We start from the raw sequence: 9741 nt of genomic DNA on the forward strand, positions 1-9741 counted from the left end.
CGCGGCTCGAAGAACCATGTCCCACTTTTGGCCGGTTCCGACCCCTCCAGGTCGCGAAATTCGGGACATACATCGACAAAAGTGGGACGAGGGTCCGCCGACACCGCCCCCGAGGGGCACGCCGCCGGCGACGCCATCCACCGGGCGATCCTGTCCGGACTGCTGTCGCATCTCGGCATCCTGGATCCCCGCACCCTGGCGCAGACGAAGGACCGCAAGGCTCCCGGCGAGACCCGGCCCGTCAAGGGCGAGTACATCGGCGCGCGGGGGGCCCGCTTCGCGATCTTCCCCGGCTCGGGGCTGAAGAAGAAGCGTCCCACGGCGGTCATGGCCGCCGAACTCGTCGAGACGTCGCGCCTGTTCGCCCGCACGGTCGCCGCCGTCGATCCGGCGTGGGCCGAGGATCTCGCCCCCGATCTGGTCAAGCGCTCGCTGAGCGAGCCGCACTGGTCGAAGGATGCCGGCTCCGCCGCCGCCTACGAGAAGGTCACCCTGTTCGGGGTCGAGCTGGTCGGCCGCCGCCGCGTGCAGCTGTCGCGCTTCGACCGTCCGCTCGCGCGCGAGATGTTCGTGCGGCACGCCCTGGTCGAGGGCGAGTGGGACCCGTCGGTGCTCGACAAGCGTCTCACCGCCTTCCTGCGCCGCAACGTCGAGCAGCGCCGCCTGCTCGAGAAGATCGAGGAGCGCGAGCGCCGTCGCGACATCCTCGTCGGCGACGAAGCCGTGTTCGCGTTCTACAACGCCCGCATCCCCGCCGACGTCACCGACGTGCGCTCCTTCGAGACCTGGTGGAAGGATGCCGTCCACCGCACGCCGCACCTGCTCGACCTGCGCGAGTCCGACCTGACCGGTGACCGGGCGCAGGGCGATGACCGGGCGTTCCCCGCGCGCTGGCGACAGGGCGACCAGACCCTCAACCTCGCCTACCGCTTCGAGCCCGGCGCCCCGGACGACGGGGTGACGGTCGTCGTCCCCCTGCCGCTGTTGGCGCAGCTGCGTCCCGACGGCTTCGACTGGCAGGTGCCCGGCATGCGCGACGAGCTCGTCACGGCCCTGCTGCGCGCCCTGCCGAAGACGATCCGCCGCAACGTCGTGCCCGCGGCCGACTGGGCCGAGAAGTTCTCGGCCGAGCTGGCCGAGAAGGGCCCCGAGCACGCGAACGGACTGCCCCGCACGACACTCGTCGACGCCCTCGCCGCGCTCGTGCAGCGCGTCGCGAACCAGCGCGTCAGCGCGGCGGACTTCGAACTCGATCGCGTCCCGGCGCACCTGCTGCCGTCGTTCCGCGCCGTCGACGCGCGCGGCCGGGCGGTCGGCTCGGACCGCGACCTGGGCGCCCTGCAGCGCCGGCTCGCCGACCGCGCCCGCTCCAGCGTCGAGTCGGCGGTGACGCGCGAGCGTCCCGCCGCGCGATCGGCCGCGAAGGTCGCCGCGGCCTCTCCCGCGTTCGCTTCGCGCTCGACCCTCACGACGTGGGACTTCGACGAGCTGACCGAGGTCGTCGACACCCCCGTCGCGGGCGGGGTCGTGCGCGGGTACCCGGCGCTCGTGGACGACGGCGACAGTGTCACCCTGCGCGTCGAAGCCACCCCCGAGGACGCCGCGCGCCACACCCGCGCGGGCATCCGCCGCCTGATGCTGCTCGCCGTGCCGTCGCCGGCCGCCTACGTTCTCGACCACCTCACCGCGAACGAGAAGCTGGCGCTCGCGGCATCCCCGTACCAGAACGCCAAGGCGCTCATCGAGGACGCGCGCGTGGCGCTGGCCGACGACGTGCTCCTGCGCGAGAGCCCCACCGGGGTCGTCCGGACGAAGCGGGAGTTCGAGCGGGTGCGGGACGCGTTCTCGTCCGTCTCGGTGGATCGCACGTTCCAGACGGTGTCGCTCGCGGCGAAGATCCTGCTCGCCCAGCGCGAGGTCGAGCGGGCGATGAAGGATGCCTCGTCGATCACGCTCCTCGGGGCGCTCAACGACGTGCGCGGTCAGCTGAAGGGGCTGATCTTCCCCGGGTTCCTGTCGCGGACGGGCCTGTCGCGCCTGCAGCACCTGCCGCGGTACCTCGCGGGGGCGCTCGAGCGGGTCAAGACCCTCTCCGACAACCCCGGCCGGGACCGGCAGCGCATGACCGAGCACGAGCGCGCGAGCGTCGGGTTCACCGACGCCGGGGGCGTCGTGCCCCTGCCCGCCGATGCGCCGGCGAACCTCGTGCAGACGCGATGGTTGCTCGAGGAGCTGCGCGTGAGCCTGTTCGCCCAGCGCCTGGGCACCGCCGAGCCCGTCTCGCCCCAGCGCATCGCGAAGGCGCTCAAGGGCGCGTGAGTTGCCAGGATCTGTCGCCCGGGCATGCCCGGAAGCGACAAAGCCTGGCGACTCACGCATTCTCGACTCAGCTCTTTAGACTCGCCGGATGGCTCAGTCGGAGTACGTCACCTCGATTCGCTCGCGCATCGGCAACGACTTCCTTCTGCTTCCCGGGGTGACCGCTGTCATCCGGCAGGACGACCGGTTCCTCCTCGCACGGCACGCGCATAGCGGTTCCTGGAGTCTCATCGGCGGTGCCGTCGAACCGGGCGAGGAACCGGCGGATGCGCTGCACCGCGAAGTTCTCGAAGAGACGGGCGGAAGCGTGCACATCCGCGGGATCGTCGGGGCCTACGGCGGTCACGCCATGATGGTCACGTATCCGAACGGTGACCGCGTGGGCTACATCACGACCGCGTACGACTGCGAACTGCTCGGTGACGCCGTCGCAGACGGTGAGGAGCTGCGGGAGCTGGGATGGTTCGACCGCGACGCGATTCGCGGCCTGGACCGCCGCACCTGGATCGATCGGGTGATCGCCGACGTCGGGCGGCCGCGGGCGTGATCGTTCGCCGAGGCGGGGCCGACGATGTCGATGCCATCGCCGCATTGCACGAGCGGTCCCGAGCCGCCTACTACGGCGACGCGCTCGACGCCGAGGACGCCCAGCGTGATCGACGGCCGATGTGGCGACGCCTTTTGCGCGAGAGCGACGCGCACGTCTTGTGCGCGGTGGAGGACGATTCGGTGGTCGGCTTCTTGTGCCTGCGCTGGCAGATAAAGGAGGTGGAAGTCGAACTGCATAGTCTGTATGTCGACCCCCCGTGGTTCGGGGCGGGCGTCGCCGACGCCCTCCACGAGCGGTTCGTCGAGGGATTGAGCGGCCGGCCCGCACACCTCGACGTCTGGAATCGGAACGAACGCGCAAAGGCCTTCTATCGCCGACGAGGTTGGAGTCCCAGCGATCAGACCCGCCCAGGACCCGCCGGGACGCCCTTCGTGACGTGGCGGCGACCCGCTCGACTCAGAGGCTGAGCGCCCCTCCCCACGCGCGCAGCAGCGCCTCGAGCGTTCGGCGCTGATCGGCGTCGAGGCCGGAGAGCAGGCGTTCCTCGTTGGTCAGGTGCGCGACGAGCGCCTCGTCGATCACCCGTCGCCCCTCGCGGGTGAGCGTGACCACACGGCCGCGACCGTCGTCATCACTGGCGCTCCGGGACACGAGACCGGATGCCATCAGCCGATCGACGCGCTTGGTCACCGCCCCCGTCGTCACCATCGTGTGGCGGGCCAGTTCTCCGGGCGTGCGCGCGAAGGGCTCGCCCCCGCGGCGGAGCGTGGCGAGGATGTCGAACTCCCCCTCTCCCAGGCCGAACCGCCGGAAGACCGCGAGCAGCTCGGCGTCGAGGTGGGCCGCGATGCGGCTGAGCCTTCCGAGCACCTGCATGGGCGAGGCGTCGACGTCGGGGCGTTCGACGGCCCATTCCCCGACGATCTCATCGACATGATCGGCATCCATGGGTGACAGCATATCTTCCGCGGAAGCTATAGTACCTTCCATGGAAGATAAATGGCGCGTCGTCGCCGTCACCGCCGTCGCGCCGATCGCCTGGGGGGCGACCTACGTCGTCACCCGGCATCTGCTGCCGTCCGACGCGCCCCTGTGGGGTGCCGCCCTGCGGGCCCTCCCCGCGGGTCTGCTGCTGTGGGCGCTCGCGCGCCGCCGACCGCGCGGGGCGTGGTGGGGGAAGGCGCCCCTGCTCGGGATGCTGAACTTCGGCGCGTTCTTCGTGCTGGTGTACGTGGCGGCGCAGCTGCTGCCCTCGTCGATCGCGGCGTCCATCATGGCGATGGCGCCCCTGGCCCTCGCCGGCCTCGCCTGGCCGCTGCTCGCCCAGCGCCCCACCGTGCGGTGGGCGATCGGTGCGGCGGTGGGTCTCGCCGGGGTCGTGCTCGTGGTCGGGCTCGGCGCCGGATCGCTCTCACCGGCCGGGGTCGCGGCATCCGTCATCGCCCTGCTCTCGTCGTCGCTGGGCGCGATCCTCACCACGCGCTGGCGGGATGAGACGCCCCTTCTGGCCACCACGTCGTGGCAGCTGACGGCCGGCGGGGTGGCGTTGGTCGTGATCGCGGGAGTCGTCGAAGGTCCCCCACCGCGCGTGGATGCCGCCGGGGTGGCCGCCTACGCCGGCGTCGCGGTCATCGCCACCGCCCTGGCGTTCGTGTGCTGGTTCACCGGACTCCGACACCTGTCCGCCGGGACGGTCGGCCTGATCGGCTTGCTCAACCCCGTCACGGGTGTGCTGCTCGGGGTGGCCGTCGGCGGCGAATCGCTCGCCCTCCCGCAGCTGCTCGGCATCCTGCTGGTGATCGCGGCGATCGCCGTCGCGAACACAGCGAGAGGCCGGGGGCGGACGCAACCGCCTCCCGGCCGCCCGCGCCTGATCACGACCGCAGCGTCACCGAGCCCATCGTCGCGGTGACATCGACCGTCGCCACGGCCGCCGCGTTCCTGCGCAGGCGGTTGTCGACCGTGCCCACGCCGTCGTCGGTGGTCACGGCGTACTCGTCGTCGGGAAGAGTGACGTCGGCCGAGCCCGCGGTCACCTCGACGCGGGTGCTCTCGGGCGTCGCGCCGTCGAGCGCGGCGGTCAGTCGGCCGCCGGCCACGTCGAACGCGGCGGTCGACGCGTCGGTGAGGTCGACCGACGCCGAGCCCCCCGCCAGCGACAGGTCGACGGAACGAGCCGTGCCCGAGACGGTCGCGCTGCCCCCGCTGACCTCGATGTCGAGGGCGTCGAAGTCGCCCTGGACGTCGAGGGTCCCCCCGCTCACGCGGACGTCGGCGGCGACGGAGGACCCGCGCGGCAGGGTGAGGGTCGCCCGGGAATCCGGGTCGATGAACGAACCGGTCGGCGAGACCACGCGCAGATGGTCGCCGTCGCGCTCGAGGGTCCACGCGTTGGGGCCGCTCGTCGCGGCGTCGATTTCGGGGGCCTCGACGTCGCCCGAGACGATCGACAGCCGCGCGCCGGCCACCTGGACGTCGAGCGACGACAGCGTCCCGCTCTCGGCCGCGGACGACACCTGGTCGCCCACCGTCGCGTCCCACCGCGACGAGGCCATGCCGTGCGCGGCGGAGAGACCTGTGCCGAGGAACGTCCCCAGCGCGATGAACCCACCGGCGACGATGGTCACGACCGAGATCGCGAATGCGGCACCGCGACGACGGGGCGCGGCGGGAGGAGGGGTGTCGATGCTCATGAGGTCGCTCCGGTGTGGTCGTGGCCCAGATGCACGAGAGCGGCGATCACGCGGCGATTGCCGGTGTCGTCCTGCTCGAGGCCGAGCTTGGTGAAGATGGCGGTGATGTACTTCTCGACGCTGGCCTCGCTGACGAACAGCGCCGAGGCGATGGCCTGGTTCGAACGCCCCTCGGCGATCAGCGCCAGGACGCTGCGCTCGCGCTCGGTGAGGCTCTGCAGCCGCTCGTCGCGGCGGCGCCGCGTCAGCAACTGCGAGACGACCTCGGGATCGAGCACGGTGGCGCCCCGCGCGATCGAGGCGACCGCGTCGAGGAAGTCGGCGACGTCGGCGACCCGGTCCTTCAGCAGGTAGCCGAGGGCGCCCTGTCCGTCGGCGATGAGGTCGGCCGCGTACCGCTCCTCGACGTACTGCGACAGCACGAGGACGGCGAGACCCGGATGCCGCGACCGCAGCGCGATCGCCGCGCGGATGCCCTCGTCGGTCCAGGTCGGGGGCAGCCGCACGTCGAGGATGCACAGGTCCGGCGTCGTGTCGGCCACGGCGGCGTCCAGCCCCTCGGCGTCGGAGAGCGCGGCGACCACCTCGTGGCCGTCGTCGGCGAGCAGGCGCACGAGCCCCTCGCGCAGCAGCACGGAGTCCTCGCAGATCAGGATGCGCACGGGACGTTCACCTCCACCGTCGTCGGACCGCCCTGCGGGCTGTCGATCCGCGCCGTCCCGCCGGCCGCGCCGACGCGGTTGACGATGCCGTCCAGCCCGCCGCCGGGGACGATCCGCGCCCCGCCCAGACCGTCGTCCTCGACGCGGGCCCACAGCGAGCCGTCGTCGCGCACGCGGACGTCGACCCGGCACGCCGCGGCGCGCGAGTGCTTCGCGGCGTTCGTGAGCGCCTCGGCGATGACGAAGTACACGGCCTCCTCCGCCGCGCGACCGCAGCGACGCGGCAGGCGCACGTCGAGGGTCACCGGGATGTGCGACCGGGACGCCAGCGCCGAGAGGGCGGCATCCAGTCCCCGATCCTCCAGCACCGAGGCATGGATGCCGCGCGCCAACTGCCGCAGTTCGGTGATGGCCGATTTGGTCGAGGCGTGCGCCTCGGCGATCAACGCCTTGGCGGCGGCGGGGTCGTCGTCGATCTTGGTCTGGGCCAGGCCCAGCGTCATGCCGATGGACACGAGCCGCGGTTGGACGCCGTCGTGCAGGTCGCGTTCGATGCGCGTCCGCTCCACCTCGGCCGCGCGGACGGCACCGGCACGCCGGGTGTCGGAGGTACGGGCCTGTTCGAGCAGCTGAGCCTCTCGGGAGGGGACGAAGATCGCCCGGGCGATGACGCCGTGCAGGATCGCGAGGCCGATGACGACGGCCAGGCACAGGACGATGCCGGCGAGACCCACCAGCGGGGCCCAGGGACCCGTGACGAAGAGCCCCCAGAAGAAGCGCGCGTCGGAGGCGCCGAACAGCGGGCGCAGGCCCAGCGCCACGCTCCACGCGGCCCCGCCAATGGCAGCGAGCGTCACCAGGCCCAGGACGGTCGAGATCGCGAACGACGCCAGGGCCCGCCACTGCGCCGGCGCGATGGTCTGCAGCCACAGGGAGTGCAACCAGCCGACGAAACCCGGCCGCGGGCTGCGCCGCAGGCGGAACGGGGCCAGACCCAGGCCGTACAGCCCGTCCAGGCGCGCGCGCTCGAACCAGGCGACCGCGAACAACAGGTAGACGAGGGCGACGAGGAAGACGACGCCGAACAGCAGCGCCGCGAGCAGACCGAGGCCCCACCCGAGCACCGTGAAGAAGGTCGTGAAGACCGCCGGCCCGATCACACCCAGCGCGGCGAGCTGCGCCGCGGCGCCGAAGACGCGGCCCGGCGTGGTCACCCGCACCTTCGGGGCGACGGTATCGAGCACGTCGGTCGCGCGCCCGGCGGCTGCGGGACCGGGAACGGGAGGCGGAGGCGGAAGAACGGATGCCGTGGTCATGCGTTCCACGCTAGGACGCCCGCTCGCGCGGCGCCGCCCGGTCATCCCCCGGGTGCGTTCGGGATATCCCGAACGCGCGTGAGTCGCCGGGAACGCGGATGCCCCGCCGCACGAGGCGACGGGGCATCCGCGGAGAGCGTGGATCAACCGCGGGTGCGGTTCTTGTTCCACACGTCGAAGGCCACGGCCAGCAGCAGCACGAGACCCTTGATGAACTGCTGGACGTCGGTCGAGATGCCCATGAGCGACATGCCGTTGTTCAGCACACCCATGACCAGACCACCGGCGATCGCGCCGACCACGCGGCCGACACCGCCCTGCACGGCCGCACCACCGATGAACGACGCCGCGATGGCATCCAGCTCGAACAGGTTTCCCGCGCCGGGACCGGCGGAGTTCAGGCGACCGGTGAACACGATGCCGGCGAGGGCCGCGAGCACGCCCATGTTGACGAACAGCATGAAGTCGACCCGGCGGGTGTTGATGCCCGAGAGCTTCGCCGCGGTGCGGTTGCCGCCGATGGCGTAGATGTGGCGACCGAAGACGCTGCGGCTCATCACGGTGGAGTAGCCGATGATCAGCAGCGCGAGCACCACGAGCACGATGGGCGTGCCGCGCGATCCGGGAGCGACACCGAGCAGGTAGGTGAGGTACGCGATGAGCGCGCCGCCGCCGATGACCTTGACCAGGAACGCCGCCTGCGGCTCGTTCTGCAGCTCGAGGGCCGCGCGCTTGGCGCGCTGGCGCACCTGCGCGACGACGAACAGCACGAGGGTCAGCACGCCGAGGGCGACCGTGATCCACTCCGCCGGCGACGAGTTCGCGGGGAACAGCTCGGGGAAGAGGTAGCCACCGCCGAGCTGACGGTACTCGGTCGGGAACGGCGTGATCTGCGTGTTGCCGAGCGTCATCTGGGTCAGACCGCGGAAGAGCAGCATGCCCGCGAGGGTCACGATGAACGCCGGGATGCCGATGTACGCCACCCAGAAGCCCTGCCACATGCCGACCACCGCGCCGAGCACGAGCGAGAGCAGGATGCCGAGCCACCAGGGCAGACCCCACTGGACGATGAGCACACCCGACACCGCACCGACGAAGGCGGCGACCGAGCCGACCGACAGGTCGATGTGGCCGGCGATGATGATCATCACCATGCCGATCGCGAGGATCAGGATGTAGCTGTTCTGGACGATGATGTTCGACACGTTGCCCGCGGTGAGCAGGCGCCCGCCGGTGAGGGCCTGGAACAGCAGCACGATGACGATCAGCGCGATGAAGATGCCGATCTCGCGCAGGCGCGACGTGAAGAACTGCACGAGGCCGCCGCCGGAGCCGCCGGCGCCACCGCCGACGGGGCCCTTCGGCGTGGCGGGACCCTGCGGGGTCACGGTGTTGTCAAGCGCTGACATGGTCGGCTTCCTTTTCCTTCGTCATGAGCACCATGAGTGCCTCGGGGGTGGCCTCTTCGATGGGCAGCTGGCCGGTGATGTGGCCTTCGCTGAGGGTGTAGATGCGGTCGCAGATGCCCAGGAGCTCGGGCAGCTCGGACGAGATGACCAGCACCCCCTTCCCCTGCGCCGCGAGGGCGTTGATGATCGTGTAGATCTCGTACTTCGCGCCGACGTCGATACCGCGGGTGGGCTCGTCGAGGATGAGCACCTCGGGGTCCGAGAACAACCACTGCGACAGCACGACCTTCTGCTGGTTGCCGCCCGAGAGCTTGCCGACGACCACGTCGACGCTGGGCGCCTTGATGTTCATCGACTTGCGGTAGCGGTTGGCCACGAGATACTCCTCGTCGCCGTCGACGAACCCGCCCTTGACGAGCTTGCGCATGCCCGCGAGCGAGATGTTGCGCTTGATCGTGTCGATCAGGTTGAGTCCGGCGCCCTTGCGGTCCTCGGTGACGTACGCCAGTCCGCTGCGGATCGCGTTCGGCACCGTCGAGGTGTCCGCCTTCTTGCCGTTGATGTAGACGGTGCCCGAGATGCGCGAGCCGAAGCTCTTGCCGAACACGCTCATCGCGAGCTCGGTGCGGCCGGCGCCCATGAGGCCGGCGATGCCGACCACCTCTCCCGCCCGCACGTTCAGGTTGGCCTGGTGGATGACGGTGCGCGTGGCATCCGTGGGGTGGCTGACGTTCCAGTCCTCGATGCGCAGGACCTCGTCGCCGATCTCGACGTCGCGGTCGGGGTAGCGGT

Annotated in this window: 10 protein-coding genes; 4 read left to right on the plus strand and 6 right to left on the minus strand. The window is 71.2% G+C overall.

Annotated features, from left to right (window positions below; genetic code table 11):
* The 3 genes from QZ433_RS14590 to QZ433_RS14600 form a co-directional block, all read left to right on the plus strand.
* A partial coding sequence (locus QZ433_RS14590; protein ID WP_295784836.1) for a DUF3418 domain-containing protein occupies window positions 1–2319 on the plus strand: 2319 nt, incomplete at its 5' end.
* An 88-nt stretch (window positions 2320–2407) separates the two neighbouring features.
* Window positions 2408–2866 (plus strand): NUDIX domain-containing protein, encoded by a 459-nt coding sequence (locus tag QZ433_RS14595; protein WP_295784838.1) that lies wholly within the window; start codon window positions 2408–2410, stop codon window positions 2864–2866.
* Window positions 2863–3336 (plus strand): GNAT family N-acetyltransferase, encoded by a 474-nt coding sequence (locus QZ433_RS14600; RefSeq protein ID WP_295784840.1) that lies wholly within the window; start codon window positions 2863–2865, stop codon window positions 3334–3336. The genes QZ433_RS14595 and QZ433_RS14600 overlap by 4 nt, the downstream gene beginning before the upstream one ends.
* On the opposite strand, the gene QZ433_RS14605 is transcribed toward QZ433_RS14600, so the two are convergent.
* Window positions 3326–3817, minus strand: coding sequence for a MarR family transcriptional regulator (locus tag QZ433_RS14605; RefSeq protein WP_295784841.1), 492 nt, complete (start codon window positions 3815–3817; stop codon window positions 3326–3328). The genes QZ433_RS14600 and QZ433_RS14605 overlap by 11 nt on opposite strands.
* A 40-nt stretch (window positions 3818–3857) precedes the next feature.
* Between QZ433_RS14605 and QZ433_RS14610 the strand changes: the two genes are divergently transcribed.
* On the plus strand, window positions 3858–4781 hold the full coding sequence (locus tag QZ433_RS14610; protein ID WP_295784843.1) for a DMT family transporter: 924 nt from the start codon (window positions 3858–3860) through the stop codon (window positions 4779–4781).
* Here QZ433_RS14610 and QZ433_RS14615 read toward each other — a convergent pair.
* From QZ433_RS14615 to QZ433_RS14635, 5 genes are all read right to left on the minus strand, one after another.
* Complete coding sequence (locus QZ433_RS14615) at window positions 4744–5562, minus strand: hypothetical protein (protein WP_295784844.1); 819 nt, start codon at window positions 5560–5562, stop codon at window positions 4744–4746. The two genes, QZ433_RS14610 and QZ433_RS14615, sit on opposite strands and share 38 nt — an antisense overlap.
* The gene (locus QZ433_RS14620) at window positions 5559–6224 is read right to left on the minus strand and encodes a response regulator transcription factor (protein WP_295784846.1); all 666 of its coding nucleotides are present in this window, start codon (window positions 6222–6224) and stop codon (window positions 5559–5561) included. The genes QZ433_RS14615 and QZ433_RS14620 overlap by 4 nt, the downstream gene beginning before the upstream one ends.
* Window positions 6212–7540 carry a histidine kinase gene (locus QZ433_RS14625; RefSeq protein ID WP_295784848.1) on the minus strand — a complete coding sequence of 443 codons (1329 nt, stop codon included), beginning with the start codon at window positions 7538–7540 and terminating at the stop codon, window positions 6212–6214. The genes QZ433_RS14620 and QZ433_RS14625 overlap by 13 nt, the downstream gene beginning before the upstream one ends.
* A gap of 143 nt (window positions 7541–7683) precedes the next feature.
* On the minus strand, window positions 7684–8949 hold the full coding sequence (gene mmsB / locus QZ433_RS14630; RefSeq protein WP_295784851.1) for a multiple monosaccharide ABC transporter permease: 1266 nt from the start codon (window positions 8947–8949) through the stop codon (window positions 7684–7686).
* The coding region (locus QZ433_RS14635; protein ID WP_295784853.1) for an ATP-binding cassette domain-containing protein at window positions 8936–9741 on the minus strand (806 nt) is incomplete at its 5' end. The genes QZ433_RS14635 and mmsB, both read right to left, overlap by 14 nt.

The sequence above is a fragment of the uncultured Microbacterium sp. genome (assembly GCF_913776565.1).
Lineage (GTDB): Bacteria > Actinomycetota > Actinomycetes > Actinomycetales > Microbacteriaceae > Microbacterium.

Excerpts from the sequence above, each read along its gene's own strand:
- QZ433_RS14595 (WP_295784838.1), top strand. The coding sequence starts at position 2,408 with ATGGCTCAGTCGGAGTACGTCACCTCGATTCGCTCGCGCATCGGCAAC.
- QZ433_RS14605 (WP_295784841.1), bottom strand. The coding sequence starts at position 3,817 with ATGGATGCCGATCATGTCGATGAGATCGTCGGGGAATGGGCCGTCGAA.
- QZ433_RS14610 (WP_295784843.1), top strand. The coding sequence starts at position 3,858 with ATGGAAGATAAATGGCGCGTCGTCGCCGTCACCGCCGTCGCGCCGATC.
- QZ433_RS14615 (WP_295784844.1), bottom strand. The coding sequence starts at position 5,562 with ATGAGCATCGACACCCCTCCTCCCGCCGCGCCCCGTCGTCGCGGTGCC.
- QZ433_RS14625 (WP_295784848.1), bottom strand. The coding sequence starts at position 7,540 with ATGACCACGGCATCCGTTCTTCCGCCTCCGCCTCCCGTTCCCGGTCCC.
- mmsB (WP_295784851.1), bottom strand. The coding sequence starts at position 8,949 with ATGTCAGCGCTTGACAACACCGTGACCCCGCAGGGTCCCGCCACGCCG.